The sequence below is a fragment of the Peribacillus sp. NPDC097197 genome (genome assembly GCF_050278025.1).
Classification (GTDB): Bacteria; Bacillota; Bacilli; order Bacillales; family DSM-1321; genus Peribacillus.
In genome coordinates this window covers 1-24,967 of the sequence record NZ_JBNNST010000021.1, presented here as the reverse complement: position 1 = coordinate 24,967, position 24,967 = coordinate 1, and the positions used below count along the sequence as shown (strand labels likewise).

Here is a 24,967-nt window from a genome sequence, read left to right as displayed (position 1 = left end):
TGTATGTATAATAATAAAAGTGTGTTGCACAAGAAAGATTTAAGTTTAACTTGCATTTAACTTGTGTGTTATGTATAATAGACAATGTTGGTCTTTGACTGCGATGATATGGAAGGTTGCTGACACACCCGGCCGCTTTGCCATGGCGAGTGTGTGGGAAATTTCCATTGAGAAGGTCTATTTTATAAAATAGGCGAAAAGGAGGGAAAATTATGGCAAAACAAAAAATTCGTATTCGTTTGAAAGCATATGATCACAGAATCCTTGATCAATCTGCTGAGAAAATTGTTGAAACTGCAAAACGTTCTGGTGCGACTGTTGCTGGTCCAATTCCATTGCCAACTGAAAGATCTATCTATACGGTCCTTCGTGCGGTTCATAAATACAAAGACTCTCGCGAACAATTCGAAATGCGTACGCATAAACGTCTAATCGATATCGTTAATCCAACTCCGCAAACAGTTGATTCATTGATGCGTTTAGATTTACCGTCAGGCGTTGACATCGAAATTAAATTATAATTTATATAATAAGAACAATTACTCTAGGAGGTGTGACTTATGACCAAAGGAATCTTAGGAAGAAAAATCGGTATGACTCAAGTTTTTGCTGAAAATGGCGAACTTATCCCGGTAACAGTAATCGAAGCTGCTAACAATGTAGTACTTCAAAAGAAAACTGTTGAAACTGACGGTTATGAAGCAATTCAAGTTGGTTTTGAAAACAAACGCGAAAAGCTTTCTAACAAACCTGAAAAGGGACACGTTGAAAAAGCAAATACTACTCCTAAGCGCTTCATTCGCGAATTCCGCGGAACGGATCTTGCTTCATACGAGATCGGTCAAGAAGTCAATGTTAGTATTTTCGCTGAAGGCGATTTAGTAGATGTAATAGGAATTTCAAAAGGTAAAGGTTTCCAAGGTGCTATTAAACGCCACGGACAATCTCGCGGACCGATGACTCATGGTTCTCGTTACCACCGTCGCCCAGGTTCAATGGGTCCTGTTGCTCCAAACCGCGTATTCAAAGGTAAACTATTACCAGGACGTATGGGTGGGGAACAAGTTACTGTTCAAAACTTAGCTATCGTTAAAGTTGATGTTGAACGTAATCTACTATTGGTCAAAGGTAATGTACCTGGTGCTAGAAAAGCGCTGATCAAAGTTAAAACTGCTGTTAAAGCAAAGTAATTTCTGAGAAAGGAGGAGCAATAGAATGCCAAAAGTTACATTGTTCAACCAAACAGGTTCACAAGTTGGCGACATCGAGCTAAACGAATCCATCTTTGGTATCGAACCTAATAATCATGTATTATTTGAAGCAATCATCATGCAACGAGCTTCCTTACGTCAAGGAACTCATAAAGTTAAAAACCGTTCTGAAGTTGCAGGCGGTGGACGTAAACCTTGGAAACAAAAAGGAACTGGACGTGCGCGTCAAGGTTCTATCCGTTCTCCACAATGGCGTGGCGGTGGTATCGTTTTTGGACCAACTCCAAGATCATACTCTTACAAGTTGCCTAAAAAGGTACGTCGCTTAGCTATTAAATCTGCATTGTCTGCAAAGGCATTGGAAGAAAACATCTTAGTACTTGAAAGCTTGACTTTCGAAGCTCCAAAAACGAAAGAATTTGTAGCTGTACTAAAAAATCTTTCTGTAGATACTAAAACGTTGATCGTTACTGACGGTTTAGATGAGAAGGTTGCTCTTTCTGCACGTAACATCCCAGGTGTTACTGTGGTTGAAGCTGTTGGTCTTAATGTTCTTGATGTTGTTTCACACAACAAATTGATCTTGACTAAATCAGCTGTCGAAAAAGTAGAGGAGGTGCTTGCATAATGGATGCACGCGATATCATTAAGCGCCCCGTAATCACAGAAGCTTCTTCAGACGCTATGGCTGAAAAGAAGTATACTTTTGAAGTTGATGTTAGAGCTAACAAAACTCAAGTTAAAGATGCGGTTCAAGAAGTTTTCGGCGTAAAAGTTGAAAAGGTAAATATCATGAACTACAAAGGTAAATTCAAACGCATGGGCAAACATGCAGGCTATACTAACAAGCGCCGTAAAGCTATTGTTAAATTAACTGCTGACAGCAAAGAAATCGAGCTATTCGAAGCTTAATTCATTAGAGAAGGAGGGAAATACAAATGGCGATTAAGAAGTATAAACCTACCTCTAACGGTCGACGTAATATGACAACTTCGGATTTTGCTGAGATTACTACAGACAAACCCGAAAAATCATTACTTGCTCCTTTACACAATAAAGGCGGCCGTAATAACCAAGGTAAGTTAACAGTTCGTCATCAAGGTGGCGGCCACAAGCGTCAATACCGTATCATCGATTTCAAACGGAATAAAGATGGTATACCAGGACGCGTTGCTACTATTGAGTACGATCCAAATCGTTCTGCAAACATTGCATTAATTAATTACGTTGATGGAGAAAAACGTTATATCCTAGCTCCTAAAAACCTAGAAGTAGGTTTGGAAGTTATGTCTGGCCCAGAAGCCGATATTAAAGTGGGTAACGCACTTCCTCTAATTAACATCCCAGTTGGTACAGTAATTCATAACATCGAATTAAAACCAGGAAAAGGTGGACAATTAGTCCGTTCTGCAGGTACATCTGCACAAGTACTTGGTAAAGAAGGTCGTTATGTTCTTGTACGTTTAAATTCCGGTGAGGTTCGTATGATTCTTGCTACTTGCCGTGCTACAATCGGTCAAGTTGGTAACGAACAACATGAACTTATCAACATTGGTAAAGCTGGTCGTAATCGTTGGTTAGGTAAACGCCCAACTGTACGTGGATCAGTAATGAACCCGAATGATCACCCACACGGTGGTGGTGAAGGTAAAGCACCAATCGGACGTAAATCACCAATGTCTCCTTGGGGTAAACCAACTCTTGGATTCAAAACACGTAAGAAGAAAAATAAATCCGATAAATTTATCGTTCGTCGTCGTAAAAAATAACGGGGTTGAGCTACGGTTCATTAATCGGACCGTAGAACGATCACGAAGGGAGGTACTCGCATGGGTCGTAGCTTAAAAAAAGGGCCTTTTGTTGATGATCATTTATTGGTAAAAGTTGAAAAATTAAATGAAGCAGACAAGAAACAGGTAGTAAAAACTTGGTCTCGTCGCTCAACAATCTTCCCGCAATTCATCGGACATACAATCGCTGTTTATGACGGTCGTAAGCATGTGCCGGTTTATGTAACAGAAGACATGGTAGGTCACAAACTAGGCGAATTCGCGCCTACACGCACTTATAAAGGTCACGCAAGTGATGACAAGAAAACAAGACGTTAATGAGAGGAGGGCATCTCATGCAAGCAAAAGCTGTCGCTAGAACAGTTCGTATTGCTCCTCGTAAAGTGCGTTTAGTCGCAGACTTAATTCGAGGAAAACAAGTAGGTGAAGCAGTAGCGATTCTTCGCTTAACACCAAAATCTGCTTCTCCAGTCGTAGAAAAAATTCTGAAATCTGCTATCGCAAATGCAGAACATAACTACGAAATGGATATCAATAACCTAGTCGTTTCAGAGGCATACGTTAACGAAGGACCAACATTAAAACGTTTCCGTCCTCGCGCTCAAGGTCGTGCGAGTGCAATTAACAAACGTACTAGTCATATTACAATCGTTGTATCAGAAAAGAAGGAGGGGTAATCTGTGGGTCAAAAGGTAAATCCAGTCGGTATGCGTATCGGGATCATCCGTGATTGGGAATCCAAATGGTACGCTGATAAAGACTACGCAGTTCTTTTGCATGAAGACCTTAGAGTTCGTGAGTATATCGCGAAACGTCTAAGTGATGCTTCTGTATCCAAGGTTGAAATCGAACGTGCAGCTAACCGCATCAATGTATCAGTTCATACTGCTAAACCAGGTATGGTTATCGGTAAGGGCGGCACTGAAGTTGAAGCACTTCGTAAAGCATTAAACCAATTAACTGGCAAAAGAGTTCACATCAATATCATCGAAATCAAAAGAGCAGATCTTGATGCGAAATTGGTTGCTGAGAACATCGCTCGTCAATTAGAAAATCGTGTTTCATTCCGTCGTGCTCAAAAACAAGCTATTCAACGTACAATGCGTTCAGGCGCTAAAGGAATCAAAACTCAAGTTTCTGGTCGTCTTGGCGGTGCAGATATTGCTCGTGCTGAACACTACAGCGAGGGAACAGTTCCACTTCACACACTTCGTGCTGACATAGATTATGCTCATGCTGAAGCAGATACTACTTACGGGAAGCTAGGCGTGAAAGTTTGGATCTACCGTGGAGAAGTTCTTCCTACTAAGAAGAAATCTGAGGAAGGAGGAAAATAATATGTTATTGCCAAAACGCGTAAAATACCGTCGTGAACATCGCGGTAAGATGAGAGGGATGGCTAAAGGCGGACGTGAAGTTCATTTCGGAGAATTTGGACTTCAAGCTCAAGAAGCTTCCTGGATCACTAACCGTCAAATCGAAGCAGCTCGTGTAGCGATGACTCGTTACATGAAGCGTGGAGGTAAAGTTTGGATCAAGATCTTCCCAAACAAACCTTACACTGCTAAGCCGCTTGAAGTACGGATGGGTTCCGGTAAAGGTGCTCCTGAAGGTTGGGTAGCAGTCGTTAAACCGGGCAAAGTATTGTTTGAAATCTCTGGTGTATCTGAAGAGGTGGCAAGAGAAGCATTGCGCCTTGCAGCACACAAACTTCCAATCAAATGTAAGTTTGTAAAAAGAGAGGAAATTGGTGGTGAAACAAATGAAAGCTAATGAAATCAAAGATCTAACCACTGCTGAAATTGAACAAAAACTAAAATCTCTTAAAGAAGAACTATTTAATCTTCGTTTCCAGTTAGCTACTGGACAACTTGAAAATACAGCTCGCATCCGTGAAGTTCGCAAATCGATCGCTCGTATGAAAACAGTTGTTCGTCAAAGAGAGATCGGTGTCACTAATCGATAATGAATGGAGGTTTGCATAATGAGCGAACGCAACCAACGCAAAGTCTACACTGGCCGCGTAGTATCCGACAAAATGGATAAAACCGTAACAGTCGTTGTAGAAACCTATAAAAAGCATTCTTTATACGGTAAACGCGTAAAATACTCTAAAAAGTTAAAAGCTCATGACGAGCTGAATGAAGCTAAAGCAGGCGATGTAGTACGTATCATGGAAACTCGTCCACTTTCAGCTACAAAACGTTTCCGTCTTCTAGAAGTAGTAGAAAAATCAGTAATCATTTAATTTTGTTCGGATTAAGTTAATTCCGAAGGGAGGTACCGTACATGATTCAACAAGAATCTCGTTTAAAAGTCGCTGACAATTCAGGTGCACGTGAAGTTCTAGCTATTAAAGTACTAGGTGGTTCTGGACGTAAATATGCTAATATCGGCGATGTTATAGTTTGTACCGTTAAACAAGCAACACCTGGAGGCGTTGTTAAAAAAGGTGAAGTCGTTAAGGCTGTTGTTGTTCGTACAAAACGTGGTATGCGTCGTCCTGACGGTTCTTACATTCGTTTCGATGAGAACGCATGTGTAATTATCCGTGACGATAAGAGCCCACGTGGAACTCGTATTTTTGGACCTGTTGCTCGTGAATTACGTGATAACAGTTTCATGAAGATCGTTTCTCTAGCTCCAGAAGTTTTATAATAGTTAAATTTCGTAAAGCCTTTCAAGGAGGTGCCAAGCTAATGCATGTTAAAAAAGGTGACAAAGTCGTAGTCATCTCTGGTAAGGACAAAGGCAAACAAGGAACAATTCTTGAAGCATATCCGAAACAAAATCGTGTGCTTGTTGAAGGAATTAATATTGTGAAAAAGCACTCTAAGCCATCTCAAGTTAATCCACAAGGTGGAATTATCAGCCGAGAAGCTGCTATTCACGCATCCAATGTAATGCCTCTTGATCCGAAAACAGGTAAACCGACTCGTGTTGGATATAAGATTGAAAACGGCAAGAAAGTACGCGTAGCTAAAATATCAGGTGAATCTTTAGATAAATAAGTCATAAATGAAGGGAGGTACACGAAGCAATGAGCCGCCTTAAAGAAAAATATAACAGCGAAATTACACCATCATTAATGGGTAAATTCAACTATCAATCAGTAATGCAAGTACCAACTATTGAAAAGATCGTTATTAACATGGGTGTTGGTGACGCAGTATCTAACTCAAAAGCTTTAGATACAGCAGTTGAAGAATTAACACTTATCGCTGGTCAAAAACCAGTAATAACTAAAGCTAAAAAATCAATCGCAGGATTCCGTTTGCGTGAAGGTATGCCTATCGGAGCGAAGGTTACACTACGTGGAGAACGTATGTATCAATTCCTTGATAAGCTAGTATCTGTATCTTTACCACGTGTACGTGATTTCCGCGGCGTTTCAAAGAAATCTTTTGACGGACGTGGGAACTATACATTAGGTATTAAAGAACAACTTATCTTCCCTGAGATTGATTACGATAAAGTGAGCAAAGTTCGTGGTATGGATATCGTTATCGTAACGACTGCCAACACTGACGAAGAAGCTCGTGAACTACTTACTCAAGTTGGAATGCCGTTCCAAAAGTAATCTCTAAATAAAGGGAGGCGAAATCGTGGCTAAAAAGTCTATGATCGTAAAGCAAAAACGCGAACAAAAGTTTAAAGTACAAGAATATACACGTTGCGAACGTTGCGGCCGTCCACATTCTGTAATACGTAAATTTAAACTATGTCGTATTTGTTTCCGCGAACTTGCACATAAAGGACAAATTCCTGGCGTTAAAAAAGCTAGCTGGTAAAACCCGAGTTTGGGAAGGAGGTAAAATAAAATGGTCATGACAGATCCTATTGCAGATATGCTTACTCGCATCCGTAATGCGAATATGGTTCGTCACGAAAAGCTAGAAGTTCCTGCTTCAAAGATCAAAAAGGAAATTGCTGAGATCTTAAAGCGTGAGGGCTTCGTACGTGACTTTGAATTAATCGAAGACAACAAACAAGGTATCATCCGTATCTTCTTAAAATACGGTGCAAACAACGAACGTGTTATCACTGGTCTTAAACGTATCAGCAAACCTGGTTTGCGTGTATATGCAAAAACTGGAGAGGTACCACGCGTTCTAAACGGTTTAGGTATCGCAATTGTTTCTACTTCTCACGGAGTTTTAACAGACAAGGAAGCTCGCTCTAAACAAGTTGGCGGAGAAGTTTTAGCATACGTTTGGTAATACATTTTCACAAGAATGGAGGTGCACAATATGTCTCGTATAGGTAAAAAACCTGTTGAAATCCCTGCAGGCGTAACAGTTACTGTAAACGGAAGTGAAGTAACTGTTAAAGGCCCTAAAGGTGAATTAACTAGATCATTTAATCCTGATCTTACAATCGTTGTTGAAGAGAACGTGGTAACTGTTACACGCCCGTCTGACGAGAAAGCTCACCGTTCTTTACACGGTACTACTCGCGCTCTTATCGCTAACATGATTGAAGGAGTTTCAAAAGGATTCGAAAAGTCACTAGAACTTATTGGGGTTGGGTACCGTGCTCAAAAGCAAGGTACTAAGCTTATCCTTAACGTAGGATATTCTCACCCTGTAGAAATAGAACCAGAAGCAGGCGTTGAAGTCGAAGTTCCTTCTAATACAAAAGTAATCGTTAAAGGTGCTAGTAAAGAACGTGTAGGTGCTCTTGCAGCTAACATTCGTGATACTCGCCCACCTGAACCGTATAAAGGTAAAGGTATCCGTTACGTTGGCGAATTCGTTCGTCGTAAAGAAGGTAAAACTGGTAAGTAATGCTGCTTAAGTAAACGAAAGGAGTGACGTAAATGATTACGAAGCTTGATAAAAATGCTACTCGTCAGAAACGCCATGCACGTGTACGTGCAAAGATTTCTGGAACGGAAGCTCGTCCTCGTTTAAATGTGTTCCGTTCAAACAAACACATTTACGCACAATTGATTGACGATGCAAAAGGCGTAACATTAGCAAGTGCTTCAACTCTTGATAAAGAGATTAGCATTGAAGCTGGTAGCAACGCTGAAGCAGCTCAAAAAGTTGGCGAACTTATTGCGAAACGTGCTATTGAAAAAGGTTTAAAAGCTGTGGTATTTGACCGCGGTGGTTACCTCTTCCATGGTCGTGTTAAAGCATTAGCTGACGCTGCTCGTGAAAACGGCTTAGAATTTTAATGGATAAGGAGGGACATATACAGATGCGTAGCATTGATCCTAATAAATTAGAACTTGAAGAACGCGTAGTTACCGTAAACCGTGTAGCTAAAGTTGTTAAAGGCGGACGTCGTTTCCGTTTCACTGCACTAGTTGTTGTAGGTGATAAAAACGGTCATGTTGGATTTGGTACTGGTAAAGCTCAAGAAGTTCCGGATGCAATCCGTAAAGCTATTGAGGATGCTAAGAAAAATCTAATTACTGTACCAATGGTAGGAACTACAATTCCTCACCTTGTGAATGGTCACTTTGGCGCTGGTCACATTCTTTTGAAACCAGCTTCTGAAGGTACAGGAGTTATTGCTGGTGGTCCTGTTCGTGCGGTCCTTGAATTAGGCGGAATTAGTGATATCTTGTCTAAATCATTAGGTACTAACACACCTATTAATATGGTTCGTGCAACAATCGAAGGATTGAAGCAATTAAAACGTGCTGAGGACGTAGCTAAGTTACGTGGTAAATCAGTACAAGAACTGTTAGGATAAGGAGGGAAATCGTATAATGGCTAATAAATTAGAAATTACCCTCACTCGCAGCTTGATCGGTCGTCCTGAAGATCAACGTGTTACAGTTAACACTTTGGGTTTACACAAAATGCATCAAACGGTTGTTCAAGATGACAACCCTGCGATTCGTGGTATGATTACCAAAGTATCTCATCTTGTTACTGTAAAAGAACAATAAAATAATTTTTAACTTAACAAGGAGGTGCCAACATGAAACTTCATGAGTTAAAATCTGCAGAAGGTTCTCGTAAAGAACGTAAACGTAAAGGTCGCGGTATTGGATCTGGTAACGGTAAAACAGCAGGTAAAGGACACAAAGGACAAAACGCTCGCTCTGGCGGCGGTGTACGCCTTGGATTTGAAGGGGGTCAAACTCCTCTATTCAGACGTTTGCCTAAACGTGGATTTACCAACGTTAACCGTAAAGACTATGCTATCGTAAATCTTGATACGTTAAATCTTTTCGAAGACGGTACTGAAGTAACTCCAGCTCTTTTACTTGAGACTGGTATCGTAAGTAAAGAAAAAGCAGGAATCAAGATTCTTGCTAAAGGAAACATTGAGAAAAAGCTTACTGTTAAAGCTCACAAATTCTCTTCTACTGCAAAAGAAGCTATCGAAGCTGCTGGCGGTAACACAGAGGTGATCTAATGTTTCGCACGATCTCCAATTTTATGCGCGTGGGTGAAATAAGAAATAAGATAATTTTTACCCTTCTCATGTTAATCGTCTATCGCATCGGTACATTTATTCCTGTACCGCATGTGAATGCCGGTTTTCTTGCTGAACAGGACCAAATGAGCGTCATCGGTCTTTTAAATACCTTTGGCGGCGGAGCACTGCAAAACTTCTCTATTTTGGCGATGGGGATCATGCCGTATATCACGGCATCAATCATCGTACAGCTATTACAGATGGACGTTGTTCCAAAGTTCACTGAATGGTCGAAACAAGGGGAGGCAGGGCGCCGTAAATTGGCTCAATTCACACGTTACTTCACTATTGTCCTTGGATTTATCCAAGCTTTGGGTATGTCTTATGGATTTAACAATATGTCGGGTGGCTCGTTAATTGAATCTCCTGGGGTTGCAACATACTTGCTTATTGCGACTGTCTTAACGGCAGGAACAGCTTTTCTTTTGTGGTTAGGAGAGTTGATTACTGCTAAAGGTGTCGGTAATGGGATTTCCATTATTATCTTTGCTGGTATTGTATCTAGTTTGCCTAATACGGCCAACCAGATCTATGCACAGCAGTTTGAAAATGCTGGGGACCAACTATTCTTACGAATTGTAACCATTATCCTTATCATAGTAGCAGTATTAGCAATCGTGGTTGCTGTAATCTTCATTCAGCAAGCATTACGTAAGATTCCAATCCAATATGCCAAACGTGCTGCGGTGGGTCGTACGCAAATGGGTGGTCAATCTACCCATTTACCATTGAAAGTAAATGCTGCGGGTGTTATCCCGGTAATCTTCGCAACTGCATTTATTATCACTCCAACAACGATCGCCTCTTTCTTCGGGAAGAATAGCGTGACTACTTGGATTTCAACAAACCTTGATTATACTAAGCCAATTGGCATGATCATATATGTTGCTCTTATTATTGCCTTCTCATATTTTTATGCGTTCATTCAGGTTAATCCTGAGCAAATGTCTGAAAATCTGAAAAAGCAAGGTGGCTATGTGCCAGGGATTCGTCCAGGTAAGAGTACACAAGAATATTTAACTAGTGTTTTATATCGCTTAACGTTCGTTGGCTCTTTATTCTTAGCAGCCATTGCCGTTTTACCGGTATTCTTCATAAAGCTTGCTGATCTTCCACAATCTGCTCAGATTGGCGGAACTAGTTTGCTAATCGTAGTCGGGGTTGCCCTTGATACGATGAAACAGCTAGAAGCACAACTAGTGAAGAGACACTATAAAGGCTTTATAAAGTAATGAGTTCTGGGAACGATATGTTCCCTTTACCCATTATAGAGTTTGAGGGGGAAGAACATTGAATCTAGTTTTAATGGGGCTACCGGGTGCTGGTAAAGGTACTCAAGCCGAAAAAATCGTAGAAAAATATAACATCCCTCATATTTCTACTGGAGATATGTTCCGAACAGCTATCAAAGATGGAACAGAATTAGGTCTAAAGGCTAAATCATTCATGGATAAGGGCGAATTGGTTCCTGATGAAGTAACCATCGGCATTGTTCGTGAGCGTTTAAGCAAGGAAGATTGCGTAAAAGGATTTCTACTTGATGGTTTCCCACGTACTGTGGCACAAGCAGAAGCTCTTGAAAACATTCTTGCTGATTTAGATCGAAAAATTAATTTTGTAATTAATATCAATGTTGATAAAAGCATCTTAATGGAAAGATTGACAGGTCGTCGCATTTGCAAATCTTGCGGTTCGACATATCACCTTGTTTTCAATCCTCCAACAAAAGAAGATGTATGTGACCGTTGCGGCGGAGATTTATATCAACGTGCTGACGATAATGAAGAAACGGTTCAAAATCGCTTAGATGTGAATTTGAAACAAACTAAGCCACTTCTTGATTTCTACGGAGAAAAAGGGTACTTGGTCGACATTAATGGACAGCAAGATATTAATAAGGTATTTGAAAACATTGATGTGCTACTTGATCCATTGCAAAAATAATCATTCTTGATAATTTATGAAATCCTGCCATTTTAAAACTTCCTGTTTAAATATGGTGCATTCCTTTCATACAAAGGGTATAATGGATTTCGCAACGGCATTTACACATTTATCGATCAGGTTCTTGCACTTGGTATTCCCTGAATTGGGCGATTACGTTTTAAGTAATCTTCATGGACATATCCGGTCGGCAAAATTGTTGAAGAAATGCAACGACTCTAGTAGATTTCCTAAAGAGTCGTGATATAGAGGGTAGAAAGTAGCTATGCCAGGCGTGCGCCTTTCAAACATCTCCCATGCTATTCAAGCCTATGTCGAGACTAATTGCTTCTCTTTTTTTGAGAGTATGTCGGTCACGGAATCGGTCAAGACTTACATGAGGACCCATAAAATCCTCATTTCGGTCCAGCTGATAAGGTCCTCAGTTAAAGCCTGGTTCTACAAAAATGGTGAATACTTGATGCAGAATTGTAAGACTTTTGAGGATAATTGGACTGGAGTAAAGTTGACGGAAAGATGTGTACCTGTAATAGGTTCACGCATAGAGAAGGGAGAATCACTTTAATGGCGAAAGACGATGTAATTGAAGTAGAAGGCACAGTACAAGAGACTTTGCCAAATGCAATGTTTAAGGTAGAATTAGAAAATGGTCATACTGTTTTAGCTCATGTATCCGGTAAAATTCGTATGCACTTTATTCGCATTTTGCCTGGAGATAAAGTTACGGTTGAGCTTTCCCCGTATGATCTAACTCGCGGCAGAATCACATACCGGTTTAAATAATTCCGGTTACGCTCCGATCTGTATAAGGAGGTTAGATAGCAATGAAAGTCAGACCATCAGTCAAACCAATCTGCGAAAAGTGTAAAGTTATCCGCAGAAAAGGTAAAGTTATGGTTATTTGCGAAAACCCTAAACATAAACAAAAACAAGGCTAAATAGAAGGAGGTGCACTCAAGCATGGCACGTATTGCTGGAGTAGATATTCCCCGTGACAAACGAATTGTTATCTCATTAACATATATATATGGTATTGGAAAACAAACAGCGATTAAAATTCTTGCAGAAGCTGGTATCTCTGAAGAAACTCGCGTTCGTGATTTAACGGAAGACGAATTAAACAAAATTCGTGATATCATTGACAAGTTAAAAGTAGAAGGCGATCTACGTCGTGAAATTTCCCTTAACATCAAACGTTTAATGGAAATCGGTTCATACCGTGGTTTACGTCACCGTCGTGGTCTTCCTGTTCGTGGACAAAACACAAAAAACAATGCACGTACGCGTAAAGGACCTCGTCGTACAGTAGCTAACAAGAAAAAATAATTAGTAAAGGAGGTTACTTTTCATGGCACGCAAAACTAATACACGTAAACGTCGTGTGAAAAAGAATATAGAAACTGGTATTGCACATATTCGTTCAACATTCAACAACACTATCGTTACTATCACTGATGCACATGGTAATGCTATTTCTTGGTCAAGTGCTGGAGCATTAGGATTCCGTGGATCTCGTAAATCTACTCCTTTCGCTGCACAAATGGCTGCAGAAACTGCTGCTAAAACATCTATTGAACATGGTATGAAAACTCTTGAAGTTACAGTTAAAGGACCAGGTGCAGGACGTGAAGCTGCTATTCGTGCACTTCAAGCTGCTGGACTAGAAGTAACTGCAATTAAAGATGTAACTCCAGTACCACATAACGGATGTCGTCCGCCAAAACGTCGCCGTGTTTAATTTTTCTGTATAGATTTTGTATTCCTGTCAATAATGGGATATAATACTGAGTTTGCGTTCTTACAGAAGATTAATTTTTCAGTTGTTGCGCACAGCGGGAACGTATACATGGGGAATTTCGGTTAAGTGACAAGCTTACTTACCGGGGTTTTGACGTTTTGAAGGAGGGTTTGTTGATGATCGAAATAGAAAAACCAAAAATCGAAACGGTTGAAATCAACGACGATGCCAAATTCGGTAAATTCGTCGTAGAGCCACTAGAGCGTGGGTATGGTACAACATTGGGTAACTCCTTACGTCGTATCCTATTATCCTCACTCCCAGGTGCTGCTGTCACAGCTATACAAATTGATGGAGTGCTACATGAGTTCTCAACTATTGAAGGCGTCGTAGAAGATGTAACTTCAATCATCCTTAATGTGAAAAAGCTAGCTCTAAAGATTTATTCCGATGAGGAAAAGACGCTAGAAATTGACGTTTCGGGTGAAGGAGTCATTACGGCTGCAGATATCACTCATGATAGTGATGTAGAAATTCTTAACCCGGATTTATATATTGCTACAATCGGTAAAAACGGTCATATGCGCATGCGCTTATCTGCACGTCGCGGCCGCGGCTACACTCCTGCTGTTCAAAACAAGAGAGAAGATCAACCTATTGGTGTAATTCCAATTGATGCTCTTTACACTCCAGTTTCACGCGTAGCTTTCCAAGTGGAAAATACACGTGTAGGACAGTTGTCTAACTTTGACAAGTTAACGTTCGATGTTTGGACTGATGGCAGTACGGGTCCGCAAGAAGCGGTAGCACTTGGAGCTAAGATTTTAACAGAGCATTTAAATATCTTTGTTGGGTTAACTGATGAAGCTCAAAATGCAGAAATCATGGTTGAAAAAGAAGAAGACCAAAAAGAGAAAGTTCTTGAGATGACTATCGAAGAATTGGATCTTTCTGTTCGCTCTTATAATTGCTTGAAACGTGCTGGAATCAATACCGTTCAAGAGCTTGCTCATAAAACGGAAGAAGATATGATGAAAGTTCGTAATCTAGGTCGTAAATCACTTGAAGAAGTGAAAGCGAAACTAGAAGAATTAGGCTTAGGTCTTCGTAAAGACGACTGATAACATGGCGGAATCATCCATTATGTTGTGAGCCTTGTACTAGACACACAATATAGAACTTCAACAAAGGAGGGAATCTCTAATGGGTTACAGAAAGTTAGGACGCACTAGCGCACAACGTAAAGCATTACTTCGTGATTTAGCTACGGATCTTATTATCCATGAGCGCATCGAAACTACTGAAGCACGTGCTAAAGAATTACGTTCTGTAGTAGATAAAATGATCACTCTTGGTAAACGTGGTGACTTGCATGCACGCCGTCAAGCTGCATCTTTCATCCGTAACGAAATCGCTGACGCTGAGAAAGGCACTGATGCCCTTCAAAAGCTATTCAGTGACGTTGCTCCACGTTATGAAGAACGTCAAGGCGGATACACTCGTATCATGAAAGTTGGTCCACGCCGCGGTGACGGTGCACCAGTCGTGGTTATTGAATTAGTTTAATAACAACGATGAAAAAGGGCAGGACAAAGGAATATACTCACTTGTTCTTTGCCCTTTTTCTTTTTTTATTTTTAATTCTGTATGTTAGAAATTCGCATTGAGTGTTACGATGGCTGGCGAAACCTTATATATAAGGGAGCCTTCACGTCTAGCTCAAGCATCCCTTCCCGCTTTTGATAAGCGATTCAATAAGATAACCTGTTTTTCGTAACAGGACTGCTCTAAGCTGCTCTTAATTTACCGAAAATTCTTTCGGTGGAAGGGGTGCAGCGTTTTTTTATATGTTCAGAAATAAATATAGCTAGTTCATTGATGTTTTTAGTATTGAGCCGAGTTAGTAAGATGAGTGCAGTCGAGGATGAGGAGGGCCACATGAGTAAGAAGCTGGTTTCTTTAAATAATATTATATTCAAATATGAGGGGCAGTCTCGAAACGCCTTAGATGATGTTTCTTTTGATATTTATCAAGGGGAGTGGCTTGCAATTGTTGGTCATAACGGTTCCGGCAAGTCGACTTTAGCGAAATTGTTGAATGGACTTCAGTTCGCCCACTCAGGTGCAATTTTGATTAATGATCAAACATTGACAGAAGAAACAGTTTGGGACGTACGAAAAAAGATTGGTATGGTTTTTCAAAATCCCGATAATCAGTTTGTAGGCACTACAGTTCAGGATGATGTGGCTTTTGGTTTAGAAAACGCCGGTGTTTCTCAGCAGGTTATGGTGGAGCGTGTTCATGGTGCACTAAATAAGGTTAAAATGAATGCCTTTCTTAATCAAGAGCCGCACCATCTATCCGGCGGTCAAAAGCAGAGAGTGGCTATAGCCGGTGTTATTGCCTTGCAACCAGATATAATCATTTTAGATGAGGCAACTTCCATGCTTGACCCAAGAGGCCGTGAAGAAGTGCTTGAAACGGTTAGACAATTAAAGCAGGAAAATGAGATTACCGTAATATCCATTACCCATGACCTTGAGGAAGCTGCGAAAGCTGACAGGATGATAGTCATGAATCAAGGCCGGTTATTCCGTGAAGGGACTCCAGAGGACATCTTTAAACTAGAGGATGAATTGATTGCGCTTGGACTGGATATACCTTTTTCGGTGAAACTAAGCAAAGAACTGCAGAAAAATGGCATCCGTGTCGTGAATGGGCATTTGACAGAGGAAGAGTTGGTGAAGGATTTATGCGAATTACACTCGATGATGTAGAGTACCGCTACCAGGTGAATACTCCATTTGAACATTTGGCCCTTCATGATGTCAATATATCGATGGAATCGGGGACGTATACAGCAATCATCGGTCATACGGGTTCAGGTAAATCCACGCTACTGCAGCATCTAAATGCTCTCCTGAAACCGACTAAGGGGCAGGTCATCATTGGCGACCGTACGATAGAAGCTGGAAGAAAAGAAAAGCTTTTGAGACCAATTAGAAAAAAAGTAGGGATAGTCTTTCAGTTTCCCGAACATCAACTTTTTGATGAAACGGTCGAGAAGGATATATGTTTTGGGCCGATGAATTTTGGAGTCTCTGAAGCAGAGGCTAAAGAACTGGCCAAAAAGGCCATCGTTCAGGTAGGCCTTAGTGAAGATATCCTTGATAAGTCTCCTTTCGATTTATCCGGTGGACAAATGCGTCGAGTGGCGATTGCTGGTGTCTTAGCGATGGAACCTGAAGTATTAGTATTAGATGAGCCGACGGCTGGGCTTGACCCGCGTGGTAGGAAAGAAATCATGGATATGTTCTATCAATTGCATAAAGTGAGAGGCTTATCGACTATATTGGTGACCCATAGTATGGAAGATGCCGCTAAGTACGCGGACGATATCATCATTATGCATCAGGGAACCGTTTTTCGGAAAGGAACGCCTCAAGAAATCTTTTCTCAACCGGAACAATTGATTGAGTTGGGATTAGATGTGCCGGACACGGTTCGCTTTCAACTTAAACTTCAGAAAGAGTTGGGTGTTCGCTTTGATCATCCCTGTCTCAACATCGAGGATTTGGCGATAGAAATCGATAAAGCCATGAAACGGGGGAACCGCTGATGCTTGATAAAATGATTATCGGGCGATATGTCCCTGCTGACTCTGTGGTGCATAAAATGGATCCGAGGGCAAAGCTATTGCTGGTGTTCCTTTTTGTCTGCGTGATTTTTTTGGCGAATAATGTAGTTTCTTACGCCCTTCTTGCAGCATTCACAGTATTGCTGATTGCCTTATCCAAGATTCCGCTTCGTTATCTTTATAATGGTTTAAAACCTATTCTATTCTTAATCATCTTCACCTTCCTTCTCCATATCTTTTTTACGAAGGAAGGGGAATTACTCTACGAATTTGGGTGGATTGAGATATACGAAGGCGGTTTAATTCAGGGCTTATTCATATCTGTAAGATTCACGTTATTGATATTGGTTACGTCGCTCCTAACTTTGACAACTACCCCTATCTCCATAACGGATGGAATGGAGGAACTTTTAGGACCTCTTAAGAAGTGGAAAATGCCCGTTCATGAGTTGGCATTGATGATGTCGATTGCCCTTCGGTTTATCCCGACACTTATGGAAGAAACGGACAAAATCATGAAGGCACAAACAGCAAGAGGGGTGGATTTCTCTTCAGGTCCCATTAAGGATCGAGTTAAGTCCATTGTGCCATTACTGGTCCCTTTGTTTGTCAGTTCCTTCAAACGGGCGGAAGAGTTAGCAACTGCCATGGAATCCAGGGGATACCGTGGCGGGGAGGGCCGTACGAAATACCGGCAATTAAATTGGAAAATCAGTGATAGCCTGTTAATGGTATCAATGGCTGTACTTACAGTCATGTTATTCATATTACGTTCATAAGAGGTAAGAGTAAATGCCAAAGTATAAATGTGTAATCGCCTATGATGGTACGGAATTTGCTGGTTATCAGGTACAGCCAGAGAAAAGAACGATACAACGTGAATTCGAGGCGGTATTAGCCCAAATCCACAAGGGGACAGTTGTCAAAGTGACTGCTTCGGGAAGGACAGATTCAGGGGTTCATGCCAAGGGGCAGGTTCTTCACTTCGATTCGCCTCTTGTCTTTCCTACGGATAATTGGGTGAAGGCATTCAGTGCCCTTCTTCCAGATGATATCATTGTGTTGGAAGTTGAGGTCGTTCCTGATGATTTCCATGCACGATTCCACACAACAGGCAAGGAATACCGGTATATCATTGACCGCTCTACCCTAAGAAATCCATTTCAGCGCAATTACGCCTATCATTACCCTTATCCAATAGATGAGGGTGCAATGACCGAAGCCATTTCGTATTTAGTGGGAACCCATGATTTTACAAGTTTTTGTTCGGCGAAGACGGAAGTGGTGGATAAAGTAAGGACCATTCAGGAGATTGATTTCCAAGAGACTGATGGATTTTTAGTTTTTCGCTTCGTTGGAGAAGGATTCTTGTATAATATGGTTCGTATCTTGGTCGGAACGCTGCTTGAAGTCGGCAGCGGGAAAATAGCACCTCGGGAAATGATAGATATTTTGAACAAAAAGGATCGCAGCTTCGCAGGTAAAACAGCACCCGGACATGGATTGTATTTATGGAAAGTATTTTACAAATAATTTTTTTCGTGCCAAACCAAGTTTTTTACAAGTAATGAAAAGACTTGAATCCGTGAATGGCGCTATGGTTATGGCCTAACGCCATGTAGAATCTTTTCGTGGAGTGATCGATTCTTTTTTTAAGACAACTTATCCTAGTGTAACATTCGCTTGACAATGAAACTGGGAGAAGTTAATATAATATGGTATGTATTTTAATCCCACGATAAGCCCCGGAAGTTTATTGTGATTGAAAATAAATATAAAAAATTAAAAGTTTTTTAGGAGGTTAACCATGCGTACGACATTTATGGCGAAAGCTAATGAAGTAGAACGTAAATGGTATGTGATTGACGCTGAAGGCAAAACTTTAGGTCGCCTTTCTACTGAAGTAGCATCCATCTTACGTGGTAAACATAAACCAACTTTTACACCGAACATCGACACTGGTGATCATGTAATCTTAATCAATGTAGAAAAAATCCACTTGACTGGTAAAAAATTGACTGACAAAATTTATTACCGTCACACTATGCACCCAGGCGGTCTTAAAACTAGAACTGCTCTTGAGATGCGTACAAACTACCCTGAGAGAATGCTTGAACTTGCTATCAAAGGTATGCTTCCAAAGAATTCTCTTGGTCGTCAAATCTACAAAAAATTACACGTATACGCTGGAGCTGAGCACCCACACGCTGCTCAACAACCAGAAGTTTACGAATTACGCGGATAATTACTAAGGAGGTTACTATCTTGGCACAAGTTCAATATTATGGTACTGGTCGCCGTAAGAGCTCAGTAGCTCGTGTACGTTTAGTACCAGGCGAAGGTCGCATCGTTATCAACGGTCGTGACATTAATGAATATATTCCTTTCGCAGCATTACGTGAAGTTGTAAACCAACCACTAGTTGCTACAGAAACTACTGGAAATTACGACGTTCTTGTAAACGTTAGCGGTGGTGGATACACTGGACAAGCTGGAGCAATCCGTCACGGTATCGCTCGTGCATTGCTTCATGTAGACCCAGAATTCCGTCCAGCTCTTAAAACTGCTGGATTACTAACACGTGACCCACGTATGAAAGAACGTAAAAAATACGGTCTTAAAGGCGCACGTCGTGCACCTCAGTTCTCAAAACGTTAATCGTTTGGAACTTCAAAAAGCTCCAGCCACTCTTATGTGGCTGGAGCTTTTTTTGTTATCTTGCCGACTAAGGATTACTCTCATTAAATATTTCCAAAGGAATCAATGAATCGTTCAGGGTGTTACGTCAAAAACTAATGGCATCATGGGAAATAATTTGGGAAATGGGGTCTGACCCCGGAGGTGAATGGATGAGTGTGGTTATAGGTTTGCAGGAGATGCAACGAGAACGGCAGTTGAAGTTTGAACGTAGGTTACTTAGGGAGCTATCAATCGAGGATATGAGGGGGAGGATAAAACGGTACTTTGGCGAGGAATACCTGGACGTTCTGGAAGAGGGGTACTTTGATGTGGCTATAGAGGCGTATCTATTAGGGGCAAACTATAGCAAATTTGGGTATTACGGAGAGTCGGAAGATGATGTGAGGGCCCGGTGCAAAAGGGAAGAAAAGTTTTTGATCGATACTCTCTTCAATTTCATCTTATATTGGCGTGAAGTCACGGTAAGCAATGCTATTGATGAAGGGGTATTTTATTGCTGTGAAGGGTTTGTAGGAGAATGGTGGAAGGATGGGTTTAAGACGGGTGAAAAGCGTTATAAGATGAAGCTTCATTAAGCTGAAGGAGATCCCTGAAAAGTATCAGTTCTTTTTCCGTGGGTTGTCCCATATTTTATAGATAAAGGGACTTGTGGGAGGAGAACGGTGATGCGTAGAAAACTGAAATATACAGGGATCTCTATCGGATTGTTTGTCCTTTTTTTGATTGTGACTTTCAAATTCGTTGAAGATGATTCTTGGGAGTCTTGGAACCTTCCGTTGACGGGTAAGGTCATCATTCTGGATGCGGGTCATGGGGGGATGGACGGAGGGGCGAATGTTCAGGATGTAATGGAAAAAGAAATTGCGCTTTCGGTTACGCTAAAGGTAAGGGACTATTTGCAGGAACAAGGTGCCCTTGTTATGTTGACACGGGAAAAAGATGTGGATTTGGCAACGGAAGATACAAAAGGGATCCGTAAACGAAAACAGGAAGATCTCAGGAACCGGGTTGAAATGATCAATGATTCGGAAGCGGACTTATTTTTAACCATCCACCTGAACGCATTTCCATCTGCCTCCTCAAAAGGGGCTCAAACTTTTTATACAAACCGGTTCGAGGAAAATAAACAGGTGGCCAAGTTTATCCAGACCGAAATTATAAGAAACTTAGAAAATACAACACGGGATGCAAAAACGATCAACCATGTATATTTGATGAATTATGCCAAGAAACCTGGGGCGTTGGTGGAGATTGGGTTCCTCTCTAATACCGAGGAGCGCGAAAGGTTAATGAGTGATAAATACCAAGAGAAGATTGCAAGTTCGATATATATGGGTATTCTGCGGTATTTCACTGAGGAGAAGCTATCGGAACCGGATTGACACCTTGTAAGGTCTTGGTGGGTGTACAAGGCCTTTTTGTTATGGTGAAAAAGGGGTTAACCCCCTGGTGCAGATAATAAGCTTTATTTCCGGATTATGTTATACTACAATTGGGAAAAGAAAACGAATACAAAGGGGTGCTCGACTTGTTAACTGAAGAGAAAGTACTAAATTTATTAAAGGATCTTAAGGACCCTTTTCTACATAAAAGCCTTGAAGAAACAAATGGAATTTTAGAAATAAAAATAAAGCCTGAGAAAAGTCATGTGAGCGTTAAGCTTGCTATCGCAAAGACAGGAACTGCCGAGCAAATGGAAATGCAAACAGAAGTTGTCGGTCTCTTGAAAGGGAACGGGGCGGATTCGGTAGGAATACGTTTCGCAGAACTATCGGAAGAAGAATTGGCTAAACATCGTGACAGTATGCCTGAGGAAGAGAAAGACTTAGGGTTGCTTGGACCAAATAACAAAACACAATTCATCGCCATCGCAAGTGGTAAAGGTGGAGTGGGTAAATCCACGATTTCGGTTAACTTAGCCACATCCCTTGCTCGTCTTGGTAAAAAGGTTGGACTGGTTGATGCTGATATATATGGGTTCAGTGTACCGGATATGATGGGGATCACAAAAAGACCCGTCGTACGCGGGGAGAGAATCATCCCTGTCGAGCGTTTTGGCGTTCAGGTTATTTCGATGGGCTTCTTTGTGGAAGATAACGCGCCTATTATATGGAGAGGGCCAATGCTCGGGAAAATGTTAAACAGTTTCTTTAATGAAGTGGAATGGGGCGAATTGGATTATTTGGTACTGGATTTACCACCTGGTACAGGAGATGTCGCATTAGATGTTCATACGATGCTTCCTTCATGTAAAGAAATCATCGTCACAACTCCACATCCGACTGCGGCTTTTGTGGCAGCAAGGGCAGGAGCCATGGCCATTAAAACCGAACATGAGGTTATCGGTGTAATCGAAAATATGTCTTATTTCGAAAGCAAGACCACTGGTGAGAAGGAATTCGTATTTGGTAAAGGTGGAGGGGCGAAGCTTGCAGAAGAACTTCGTACAGAGGTCTTAGGACAACTACCTCTTCAACAACCAGATTGGAATGAAGAAGATTTCGCACCTTCTATATATGCGGCTGACCATAGATTAGGTAAGATTTATGAAGATATTGCGAATAAAGTCATTGAAAAATTGAAATAAAAATAAAGGCTACTTCCCATCGTATTTGGAAGTAGCCTTTATTTTTTTATTCCTTTGACTTATCCTCGGTTTTGGATTTCTCCGCCTTTTCTGTAGCCTTAGTAGCGGCCTTGTCTAAGCTTTCTTGCATTTTAGCTTGAACGAGAGGGCCTTCCATCGTCTCGATGATCGTCTTCTTATATACGGCTCTCATTTCTTTCGTTTTCAGTAACTTGTTCATTTCTTTTTCTAAATCGGGTTCTTGTAAGACCTCTATTAGCATTCCTCGATACTGTGGGTCTTTCATCAAGTCTTTTAATAGCCTTTTGTGTTCTTCTTTTAGAGCTTTGGCGTAGGCTGCGGTGAATTCAGGATCTTTAAAGGCCTTTTTCCAGAACTCCTTTCCTTTATCAGAGGTAACAGTCTCTTCAATGGATTTTTTTATGATATCCGAGTTCATAATAAGTTCAGTTTTTGTTTTATCATCAGCAATGGTATCCTGGATGGCTTTTTTTCCCTCATCTGTTTTCAAGATATCGACGACCATCTTCTTTGTTTCCTCATAATCCATTTTTCCTTCACTCGTTCCATTCTGCGAACAGCCCGTACAAAAGAACAAGAATGAAGCAAGGAACAAAGTAAACCCCATTTTCATACGTAGAGCCCCCCTCTTTAATCTTCCATACTGTTAATATGGTTTCTTTGCAGGATATTATCCATTGGTATAATAAGTGGATTTTTCCAAATATGGTTGGTACAATTAATGAAAGAAATAGAAATGTATGGAGGAAAAGGATGAACAGCCGTAATTTAGTTCGATTGTTTATGACAACATTACTTATAGGTGGAGTAACGGGCGGAGTTGTGGGATTTATAGCCCGGTGGAGTGAGTTTGAATCGTATTTCACATCGTTAGAAATTACATCCATACTTTCAACGTTTGTTTGGTTGTTTGGAGTGGGATTGATTTTCAGTGTAATAAGCCAAGCTGGCTTTTTTGCTTATTTAACGATACATCGTTTCGGTCTGGGAATTTTTAAAAGTGTGTACTTGTGGAATGCGGTGCAAATTGTACTGATTATCTTTGTTTTATTTGATTTAGTCTATTTACGGTATATTAAGTTTGAATCCGGTGAGGGGCTTGGCTCATATATCTCATCAGCTGTGGTAGTACTGTTGATCGGGTTGGTGACGGCCTATTTTAAAATGAAGCAAACGAATAGACAAGCTTTTATTCCTGCATTGTTCTTCATGGTGGTGGCGACAGTATTGGAGTGGGTGCCAGTCTTAAGGACCAATGATGACGGATGGCTCTATTTTATGTTATTTCCCCTGCTTGTCTGTAATGCCTATCAATTAATGATTTTAAACAAATTGATCAATCAATCCCAAAAGGAGTTGGCAGGCAAAAAAGCGAGGATGCAAGTCCCTAAGAAGAATTTTAATACTGATGGAATAGGAGGTAAGTAAAATCGCTGAAAGCGGAGATGCTTGCCGACATAAAAAAACCTGACTATCCTATGGTCAGGTTTTTTATGTTCTTAAATTGTGCTTAGTCGATTACTTAATTTCCTCACTTCTTGCTGAAGAATTAGAAATCATCTCTGAAACATTAACGAAATTCAGGTCTTTTGCACGAAGTTCCTTTATTAAATCAGGCAATGCCTTATTCGTTTGTTTTGCAGAATCCGAGGCATGCAATAAGATGATATCCCCTTTATGGGCTTTGTTAACATTTTGGACGATCTGTTCAACGCCTGGATTGGTCCAATCTTTTGAATCTATGCTCCAATGGACCACGGTATAACCGAAATTCTCACTGATTTTAAGAAGTCGCTTATCGAAGTGACCGGTGGGCGCACGTAAAAGCTCGATATTTTTAACATTTAGCTTTTTGAATACTTCCTGCGCTTTGGAAATATCCCGGATGATTTCCTGATCTTTGAGATCGGAGTAATCTTTATAGTCATAACCTAGGATTCCTATTTCATATCCTTCTTTTTCAATGGTGGCTACCATGTCTGGGTGGCGCTCAGCCCAAGAACCTGAAAGAAAAAAGGTGGCCGATTTAATTTTTTCCCTCTTTAATGTTTCTAATATAGGAGCGGCTTTCTCATCCCCCCAGCCAATATTGAATGTGATAGCAATATTCTTATCCCCTTTATAAACGGCTTTTGGCCCATCCTCTGTAGAGAAAACTGGGGCATGTATGATATTTTGCACGAAAAGAAACCAAGCGGTGAATAAAGCCGTAAGTATAATTAACGAATACTGTTTAATGTTTTTTGCCTGAAGCACCATGAAGAATTTCATTCACCCATCCCCTTGTCCAAATGCTCTTGTCACATATTTATGCGCGCATTGTAGAGATATGCAAAAAAATATAATATGAAACTTTATATAAATGGGGAGAGTGGGGAAAGATGGTTTGTGGAGGTGTTAGATATATGCTGGGTCTTCTAATCAATGAAAAGGAAAAGGAGGAATTGATGTATCTCCTTAAAAGAGAGATGGATGAAATTTTATTCGATTTACAAGATGGGAGGATTGACCATGTAGTGAAAAGGGCTATCAATGAGAAGTATAAGATCCTATTCAATCTGTTTAAAAGAATGGGGACGGAAAGAGAATGTCTAGCGTATGTGAGAGAAAAACAAAACACAGAAAAAAATTAAGAATAATATTTTGAAAATCTATTGACTATTAATTTATTCGCTGGTATATTATAAAAGTTGCTGCAAGACATTAGCTTTTAAAAAGAGTTTAAAAAACTTTTTAAAAAAAGTTATTGACGAAACAGTAATAACATGATAAGATATTAAAGTCGCTGAAACAGAGTGACACAAATTGCTCTTTGAAAACTGAACAAAACAAAGCGCCAACGTAAATTTTGAGTGAGCACACACTATAAAAAAGCAAAATGAGCAAGTCAAACATTT

Annotated in this window: 42 protein-coding genes; 40 read left to right on the top strand and 2 right to left on the bottom strand. The window is 40.6% G+C overall.

Annotation, left to right across the window (positions count from 1 at the left end; translation table 11 throughout):
* Positions 1-212 precede the first annotated feature (212 nt).
* The 38 genes from rpsJ (at position 213) to ACQKL6_RS18835 (ending at position 22,049) form a co-directional block, all read left to right on the top strand.
* The gene (gene rpsJ / locus ACQKL6_RS19020; RefSeq protein ID WP_402875709.1) at positions 213-521 is read left to right on the top strand and encodes a 30S ribosomal protein S10; all 309 of its coding nucleotides are present in this window, start codon (positions 213-215) and stop codon (positions 519-521) included.
* Positions 522-560: 39 nt separating this feature from the next.
* Positions 561-1,190, top strand: a complete 630-nt coding sequence (rplC, locus tag ACQKL6_RS19015) for a 50S ribosomal protein L3 (RefSeq protein ID WP_402875708.1) — start codon at positions 561-563, stop codon at positions 1,188-1,190.
* A gap of 25 nt (positions 1,191-1,215) precedes the next feature.
* The gene (rplD, locus tag ACQKL6_RS19010; RefSeq protein ID WP_402875706.1) at positions 1,216-1,839 is read left to right on the top strand and encodes a 50S ribosomal protein L4; all 624 of its coding nucleotides are present in this window, start codon (positions 1,216-1,218) and stop codon (positions 1,837-1,839) included.
* Positions 1,839-2,123 (top strand): 50S ribosomal protein L23, encoded by a 285-nt coding sequence (rplW, locus tag ACQKL6_RS19005; protein WP_402875704.1) that lies wholly within the window; start codon positions 1,839-1,841, stop codon positions 2,121-2,123. Before rplD ends, rplW begins: the two co-directional genes overlap by 1 nt.
* Positions 2,124-2,149: 26 nt before the next feature.
* Positions 2,150-2,980 (top strand): 50S ribosomal protein L2, encoded by an 831-nt coding sequence (gene rplB, locus ACQKL6_RS19000; protein ID WP_402875702.1) that lies wholly within the window; start codon positions 2,150-2,152, stop codon positions 2,978-2,980.
* A gap of 60 nt (positions 2,981-3,040) precedes the next feature.
* Positions 3,041-3,319, top strand: a complete 279-nt coding sequence (gene rpsS, locus ACQKL6_RS18995; protein WP_034305018.1) for a 30S ribosomal protein S19 — start codon at positions 3,041-3,043, stop codon at positions 3,317-3,319.
* A 17-nt stretch (positions 3,320-3,336) separates the two neighbouring features.
* Positions 3,337-3,678 carry a 50S ribosomal protein L22 gene (gene rplV, locus ACQKL6_RS18990; RefSeq protein ID WP_061440384.1) on the top strand — a complete coding sequence of 114 codons (342 nt, stop codon included), beginning with the start codon at positions 3,337-3,339 and terminating at the stop codon, positions 3,676-3,678.
* A gap of 3 nt (positions 3,679-3,681) precedes the next feature.
* Entirely contained in the window at positions 3,682-4,338 is a 657-nt protein-coding gene (gene rpsC / locus ACQKL6_RS18985; RefSeq protein WP_402875700.1) for a 30S ribosomal protein S3, read from the top strand.
* A gap of 1 nt (position 4,339) precedes the next feature.
* On the top strand, positions 4,340-4,774 hold the full coding sequence (gene rplP / locus ACQKL6_RS18980) for a 50S ribosomal protein L16 (protein ID WP_427651746.1): 435 nt from the start codon (positions 4,340-4,342) through the stop codon (positions 4,772-4,774).
* Positions 4,764-4,967 carry a 50S ribosomal protein L29 gene (rpmC, locus tag ACQKL6_RS18975; RefSeq protein ID WP_034305010.1) on the top strand — a complete coding sequence of 68 codons (204 nt, stop codon included), beginning with the start codon at positions 4,764-4,766 and terminating at the stop codon, positions 4,965-4,967. The genes rplP and rpmC overlap by 11 nt, the downstream gene beginning before the upstream one ends.
* Positions 4,968-4,985: 18 nt before the next feature.
* The gene (gene rpsQ, locus ACQKL6_RS18970; protein WP_402875696.1) at positions 4,986-5,249 is read left to right on the top strand and encodes a 30S ribosomal protein S17; all 264 of its coding nucleotides are present in this window, start codon (positions 4,986-4,988) and stop codon (positions 5,247-5,249) included.
* A gap of 41 nt (positions 5,250-5,290) precedes the next feature.
* Complete coding sequence (rplN, locus tag ACQKL6_RS18965; protein ID WP_402875694.1) at positions 5,291-5,659, top strand: 50S ribosomal protein L14; 369 nt, start codon at positions 5,291-5,293, stop codon at positions 5,657-5,659.
* Positions 5,660-5,700: 41 nt separating this feature from the next.
* The gene (rplX, locus tag ACQKL6_RS18960) at positions 5,701-6,012 is read left to right on the top strand and encodes a 50S ribosomal protein L24 (protein ID WP_402875692.1); all 312 of its coding nucleotides are present in this window, start codon (positions 5,701-5,703) and stop codon (positions 6,010-6,012) included.
* 29 nt (positions 6,013-6,041) lie between these two features.
* Positions 6,042-6,581 (top strand): 50S ribosomal protein L5, encoded by a 540-nt coding sequence (gene rplE, locus ACQKL6_RS18955; protein ID WP_402875691.1) that lies wholly within the window; start codon positions 6,042-6,044, stop codon positions 6,579-6,581.
* A gap of 25 nt (positions 6,582-6,606) precedes the next feature.
* Positions 6,607-6,792 (top strand): type Z 30S ribosomal protein S14, encoded by a 186-nt coding sequence (locus ACQKL6_RS18950; RefSeq protein WP_402875689.1) that lies wholly within the window; start codon positions 6,607-6,609, stop codon positions 6,790-6,792.
* 30 nt (positions 6,793-6,822) lie between these two features.
* Complete coding sequence (rpsH, locus tag ACQKL6_RS18945) at positions 6,823-7,221, top strand: 30S ribosomal protein S8 (RefSeq protein ID WP_285769160.1); 399 nt, start codon at positions 6,823-6,825, stop codon at positions 7,219-7,221.
* 30 nt (positions 7,222-7,251) lie between these two features.
* Complete coding sequence (gene rplF / locus ACQKL6_RS18940) at positions 7,252-7,788, top strand: 50S ribosomal protein L6 (protein WP_402875686.1); 537 nt, start codon at positions 7,252-7,254, stop codon at positions 7,786-7,788.
* A 32-nt stretch (positions 7,789-7,820) separates the two neighbouring features.
* On the top strand, positions 7,821-8,183 hold the full coding sequence (gene rplR / locus ACQKL6_RS18935) for a 50S ribosomal protein L18 (protein WP_402875684.1): 363 nt from the start codon (positions 7,821-7,823) through the stop codon (positions 8,181-8,183).
* Between the two features lie 23 nt (positions 8,184-8,206).
* On the top strand, positions 8,207-8,707 hold the full coding sequence (rpsE, locus tag ACQKL6_RS18930; protein WP_402875683.1) for a 30S ribosomal protein S5: 501 nt from the start codon (positions 8,207-8,209) through the stop codon (positions 8,705-8,707).
* A 16-nt stretch (positions 8,708-8,723) separates the two neighbouring features.
* Entirely contained in the window at positions 8,724-8,906 is a 183-nt protein-coding gene (gene rpmD / locus ACQKL6_RS18925; protein ID WP_402875681.1) for a 50S ribosomal protein L30, read from the top strand.
* A gap of 32 nt (positions 8,907-8,938) precedes the next feature.
* The gene (gene rplO, locus ACQKL6_RS18920; protein WP_402875679.1) at positions 8,939-9,379 is read left to right on the top strand and encodes a 50S ribosomal protein L15; all 441 of its coding nucleotides are present in this window, start codon (positions 8,939-8,941) and stop codon (positions 9,377-9,379) included.
* Entirely contained in the window at positions 9,379-10,674 is a 1,296-nt protein-coding gene (gene secY / locus ACQKL6_RS18915; protein WP_402875677.1) for a preprotein translocase subunit SecY, read from the top strand. The genes rplO and secY overlap by 1 nt, the downstream gene beginning before the upstream one ends.
* A gap of 58 nt (positions 10,675-10,732) precedes the next feature.
* Positions 10,733-11,386 (top strand): adenylate kinase, encoded by a 654-nt coding sequence (locus ACQKL6_RS18910; RefSeq protein ID WP_402875676.1) that lies wholly within the window; start codon positions 10,733-10,735, stop codon positions 11,384-11,386.
* A 564-nt stretch (positions 11,387-11,950) separates the two neighbouring features.
* Entirely contained in the window at positions 11,951-12,169 is a 219-nt protein-coding gene (gene infA / locus ACQKL6_RS18905) for a translation initiation factor IF-1 (protein ID WP_028390440.1), read from the top strand.
* Positions 12,170-12,210: 41 nt separating this feature from the next.
* On the top strand, positions 12,211-12,324 hold the full coding sequence (gene rpmJ / locus ACQKL6_RS18900; protein ID WP_003156543.1) for a 50S ribosomal protein L36: 114 nt from the start codon (positions 12,211-12,213) through the stop codon (positions 12,322-12,324).
* A 22-nt stretch (positions 12,325-12,346) separates the two neighbouring features.
* Positions 12,347-12,712 (top strand): 30S ribosomal protein S13, encoded by a 366-nt coding sequence (rpsM, locus tag ACQKL6_RS18895; protein WP_063235804.1) that lies wholly within the window; start codon positions 12,347-12,349, stop codon positions 12,710-12,712.
* A 22-nt stretch (positions 12,713-12,734) separates the two neighbouring features.
* A complete protein-coding gene (gene rpsK / locus ACQKL6_RS18890; RefSeq protein ID WP_040372575.1) occupies positions 12,735-13,124 on the top strand; it encodes a 30S ribosomal protein S11 in 390 nt (129 codons plus the stop codon).
* A 176-nt stretch (positions 13,125-13,300) separates the two neighbouring features.
* The gene (locus tag ACQKL6_RS18885) at positions 13,301-14,245 is read left to right on the top strand and encodes a DNA-directed RNA polymerase subunit alpha (protein WP_402875674.1); all 945 of its coding nucleotides are present in this window, start codon (positions 13,301-13,303) and stop codon (positions 14,243-14,245) included.
* Positions 14,246-14,327: 82 nt separating this feature from the next.
* A complete protein-coding gene (rplQ, locus tag ACQKL6_RS18880; RefSeq protein WP_061440393.1) occupies positions 14,328-14,690 on the top strand; it encodes a 50S ribosomal protein L17 in 363 nt (120 codons plus the stop codon).
* 372 nt (positions 14,691-15,062) lie between these two features.
* Positions 15,063-15,902 carry an energy-coupling factor ABC transporter ATP-binding protein gene (locus ACQKL6_RS18875; protein WP_402875672.1) on the top strand — a complete coding sequence of 280 codons (840 nt, stop codon included), beginning with the start codon at positions 15,063-15,065 and terminating at the stop codon, positions 15,900-15,902.
* Positions 15,878-16,744, top strand: a complete 867-nt coding sequence (locus ACQKL6_RS18870) for an energy-coupling factor ABC transporter ATP-binding protein (protein WP_402875671.1) — start codon at positions 15,878-15,880, stop codon at positions 16,742-16,744. The genes ACQKL6_RS18875 and ACQKL6_RS18870 overlap by 25 nt, the downstream gene beginning before the upstream one ends.
* The gene (cbiQ, locus tag ACQKL6_RS18865) at positions 16,744-17,541 is read left to right on the top strand and encodes a cobalt ECF transporter T component CbiQ (protein ID WP_402875670.1); all 798 of its coding nucleotides are present in this window, start codon (positions 16,744-16,746) and stop codon (positions 17,539-17,541) included. The genes ACQKL6_RS18870 and cbiQ overlap by 1 nt, the downstream gene beginning before the upstream one ends.
* A 13-nt stretch (positions 17,542-17,554) precedes the next feature.
* The gene (gene truA, locus ACQKL6_RS18860; protein WP_402875669.1) at positions 17,555-18,295 is read left to right on the top strand and encodes a tRNA pseudouridine(38-40) synthase TruA; all 741 of its coding nucleotides are present in this window, start codon (positions 17,555-17,557) and stop codon (positions 18,293-18,295) included.
* A gap of 274 nt (positions 18,296-18,569) precedes the next feature.
* A complete protein-coding gene (gene rplM, locus ACQKL6_RS18855) occupies positions 18,570-19,007 on the top strand; it encodes a 50S ribosomal protein L13 (protein WP_034304960.1) in 438 nt (145 codons plus the stop codon).
* Between the two features lie 20 nt (positions 19,008-19,027).
* A complete protein-coding gene (rpsI, locus tag ACQKL6_RS18850) occupies positions 19,028-19,420 on the top strand; it encodes a 30S ribosomal protein S9 (RefSeq protein ID WP_402875668.1) in 393 nt (130 codons plus the stop codon).
* Positions 19,421-19,611: 191 nt separating this feature from the next.
* On the top strand, positions 19,612-20,037 hold the full coding sequence (locus tag ACQKL6_RS18845; protein WP_402959573.1) for a DUF2521 family protein: 426 nt from the start codon (positions 19,612-19,614) through the stop codon (positions 20,035-20,037).
* Between the two features lie 90 nt (positions 20,038-20,127).
* The gene (gene cwlD / locus ACQKL6_RS18840) at positions 20,128-20,844 is read left to right on the top strand and encodes an N-acetylmuramoyl-L-alanine amidase CwlD (protein WP_427651745.1); all 717 of its coding nucleotides are present in this window, start codon (positions 20,128-20,130) and stop codon (positions 20,842-20,844) included.
* 146 nt (positions 20,845-20,990) lie between these two features.
* Positions 20,991-22,049 (top strand): P-loop NTPase, encoded by a 1,059-nt coding sequence (locus tag ACQKL6_RS18835; RefSeq protein ID WP_402875664.1) that lies wholly within the window; start codon positions 20,991-20,993, stop codon positions 22,047-22,049.
* A gap of 46 nt (positions 22,050-22,095) precedes the next feature.
* Here ACQKL6_RS18835 and gerD read toward each other — a convergent pair whose 3' ends face one another.
* Positions 22,096-22,683: a spore germination lipoprotein GerD gene (gerD, locus tag ACQKL6_RS18830; protein WP_402959569.1), complete on the bottom strand. Its 588-nt coding sequence runs from the start codon at positions 22,681-22,683 to the stop codon at positions 22,096-22,098.
* A gap of 140 nt (positions 22,684-22,823) precedes the next feature.
* On the opposite strand from gerD, the gene ACQKL6_RS18825 reads away from it, so the two are divergent.
* On the top strand, positions 22,824-23,498 hold the full coding sequence (locus tag ACQKL6_RS18825) for a KinB-signaling pathway activation protein (RefSeq protein WP_402875660.1): 675 nt from the start codon (positions 22,824-22,826) through the stop codon (positions 23,496-23,498).
* Between the two features lie 90 nt (positions 23,499-23,588).
* Here the strand turns inward: ACQKL6_RS18825 and pdaB are convergent, their stop codons facing one another.
* The gene (gene pdaB / locus ACQKL6_RS18820; protein ID WP_402875658.1) at positions 23,589-24,341 is read right to left on the bottom strand and encodes a polysaccharide deacetylase family sporulation protein PdaB; all 753 of its coding nucleotides are present in this window, start codon (positions 24,339-24,341) and stop codon (positions 23,589-23,591) included.
* Between the two features lie 134 nt (positions 24,342-24,475).
* On the opposite strand from pdaB, the gene ACQKL6_RS18815 reads away from it, so the two are divergent.
* Positions 24,476-24,703, top strand: a complete 228-nt coding sequence (locus tag ACQKL6_RS18815; protein ID WP_402875656.1) for a hypothetical protein — start codon at positions 24,476-24,478, stop codon at positions 24,701-24,703.
* The last annotated feature ends 264 nt before the right edge of the window (positions 24,704-24,967 follow it).

Excerpts from the sequence above, each read along its gene's own strand:
- rplO (WP_402875679.1), top strand. The coding sequence starts at position 8,939 with ATGAAACTTCATGAGTTAAAATCTGCAGAAGGTTCTCGTAAAGAACGT.
- rplN (WP_402875694.1), top strand. The coding sequence starts at position 5,291 with ATGATTCAACAAGAATCTCGTTTAAAAGTCGCTGACAATTCAGGTGCA.
- cwlD (WP_427651745.1), top strand. The coding sequence starts at position 20,128 with ATGCGTAGAAAACTGAAATATACAGGGATCTCTATCGGATTGTTTGTC.
- rplR (WP_402875684.1), top strand. The coding sequence starts at position 7,821 with ATGATTACGAAGCTTGATAAAAATGCTACTCGTCAGAAACGCCATGCA.
- rplM (WP_034304960.1), top strand. The coding sequence starts at position 18,570 with ATGCGTACGACATTTATGGCGAAAGCTAATGAAGTAGAACGTAAATGG.
- ACQKL6_RS18885 (WP_402875674.1), top strand. The coding sequence starts at position 13,301 with ATGATCGAAATAGAAAAACCAAAAATCGAAACGGTTGAAATCAACGAC.
- rpmC (WP_034305010.1), top strand. The coding sequence starts at position 4,764 with ATGAAAGCTAATGAAATCAAAGATCTAACCACTGCTGAAATTGAACAA.
- rpsE (WP_402875683.1), top strand. The coding sequence starts at position 8,207 with ATGCGTAGCATTGATCCTAATAAATTAGAACTTGAAGAACGCGTAGTT.
- ACQKL6_RS18815 (WP_402875656.1), top strand. The coding sequence starts at position 24,476 with ATGCTGGGTCTTCTAATCAATGAAAAGGAAAAGGAGGAATTGATGTAT.
- pdaB (WP_402875658.1), bottom strand. The coding sequence starts at position 24,341 with ATGAAATTCTTCATGGTGCTTCAGGCAAAAAACATTAAACAGTATTCG.
- rpsQ (WP_402875696.1), top strand. The coding sequence starts at position 4,986 with ATGAGCGAACGCAACCAACGCAAAGTCTACACTGGCCGCGTAGTATCC.
- rpsK (WP_040372575.1), top strand. The coding sequence starts at position 12,735 with ATGGCACGCAAAACTAATACACGTAAACGTCGTGTGAAAAAGAATATA.
- ACQKL6_RS18845 (WP_402959573.1), top strand. The coding sequence starts at position 19,612 with ATGAGTGTGGTTATAGGTTTGCAGGAGATGCAACGAGAACGGCAGTTG.
- rplD (WP_402875706.1), top strand. The coding sequence starts at position 1,216 with ATGCCAAAAGTTACATTGTTCAACCAAACAGGTTCACAAGTTGGCGAC.
- rplQ (WP_061440393.1), top strand. The coding sequence starts at position 14,328 with ATGGGTTACAGAAAGTTAGGACGCACTAGCGCACAACGTAAAGCATTA.
- rpmJ (WP_003156543.1), top strand. The coding sequence starts at position 12,211 with ATGAAAGTCAGACCATCAGTCAAACCAATCTGCGAAAAGTGTAAAGTT.
- ACQKL6_RS18870 (WP_402875671.1), top strand. The coding sequence starts at position 15,878 with ATGCGAATTACACTCGATGATGTAGAGTACCGCTACCAGGTGAATACT.
- rplX (WP_402875692.1), top strand. The coding sequence starts at position 5,701 with ATGCATGTTAAAAAAGGTGACAAAGTCGTAGTCATCTCTGGTAAGGAC.
- truA (WP_402875669.1), top strand. The coding sequence starts at position 17,555 with ATGCCAAAGTATAAATGTGTAATCGCCTATGATGGTACGGAATTTGCT.
- ACQKL6_RS18875 (WP_402875672.1), top strand. The coding sequence starts at position 15,063 with ATGAGTAAGAAGCTGGTTTCTTTAAATAATATTATATTCAAATATGAG.
- rplE (WP_402875691.1), top strand. The coding sequence starts at position 6,042 with ATGAGCCGCCTTAAAGAAAAATATAACAGCGAAATTACACCATCATTA.
- gerD (WP_402959569.1), bottom strand. The coding sequence starts at position 22,683 with ATGAAAATGGGGTTTACTTTGTTCCTTGCTTCATTCTTGTTCTTTTGT.
- rplV (WP_061440384.1), top strand. The coding sequence starts at position 3,337 with ATGCAAGCAAAAGCTGTCGCTAGAACAGTTCGTATTGCTCCTCGTAAA.
- rpsH (WP_285769160.1), top strand. The coding sequence starts at position 6,823 with ATGGTCATGACAGATCCTATTGCAGATATGCTTACTCGCATCCGTAAT.
- rplW (WP_402875704.1), top strand. The coding sequence starts at position 1,839 with ATGGATGCACGCGATATCATTAAGCGCCCCGTAATCACAGAAGCTTCT.
- ACQKL6_RS18825 (WP_402875660.1), top strand. The coding sequence starts at position 22,824 with ATGAACAGCCGTAATTTAGTTCGATTGTTTATGACAACATTACTTATA.
- rpmD (WP_402875681.1), top strand. The coding sequence starts at position 8,724 with ATGGCTAATAAATTAGAAATTACCCTCACTCGCAGCTTGATCGGTCGT.
- rpsS (WP_034305018.1), top strand. The coding sequence starts at position 3,041 with ATGGGTCGTAGCTTAAAAAAAGGGCCTTTTGTTGATGATCATTTATTG.
- infA (WP_028390440.1), top strand. The coding sequence starts at position 11,951 with ATGGCGAAAGACGATGTAATTGAAGTAGAAGGCACAGTACAAGAGACT.
- rplC (WP_402875708.1), top strand. The coding sequence starts at position 561 with ATGACCAAAGGAATCTTAGGAAGAAAAATCGGTATGACTCAAGTTTTT.
- cbiQ (WP_402875670.1), top strand. The coding sequence starts at position 16,744 with ATGCTTGATAAAATGATTATCGGGCGATATGTCCCTGCTGACTCTGTG.
- secY (WP_402875677.1), top strand. The coding sequence starts at position 9,379 with ATGTTTCGCACGATCTCCAATTTTATGCGCGTGGGTGAAATAAGAAAT.
- rpsM (WP_063235804.1), top strand. The coding sequence starts at position 12,347 with ATGGCACGTATTGCTGGAGTAGATATTCCCCGTGACAAACGAATTGTT.
- rplB (WP_402875702.1), top strand. The coding sequence starts at position 2,150 with ATGGCGATTAAGAAGTATAAACCTACCTCTAACGGTCGACGTAATATG.
- rplF (WP_402875686.1), top strand. The coding sequence starts at position 7,252 with ATGTCTCGTATAGGTAAAAAACCTGTTGAAATCCCTGCAGGCGTAACA.
- rpsJ (WP_402875709.1), top strand. The coding sequence starts at position 213 with ATGGCAAAACAAAAAATTCGTATTCGTTTGAAAGCATATGATCACAGA.
- rplP (WP_427651746.1), top strand. The coding sequence starts at position 4,340 with ATGTTATTGCCAAAACGCGTAAAATACCGTCGTGAACATCGCGGTAAG.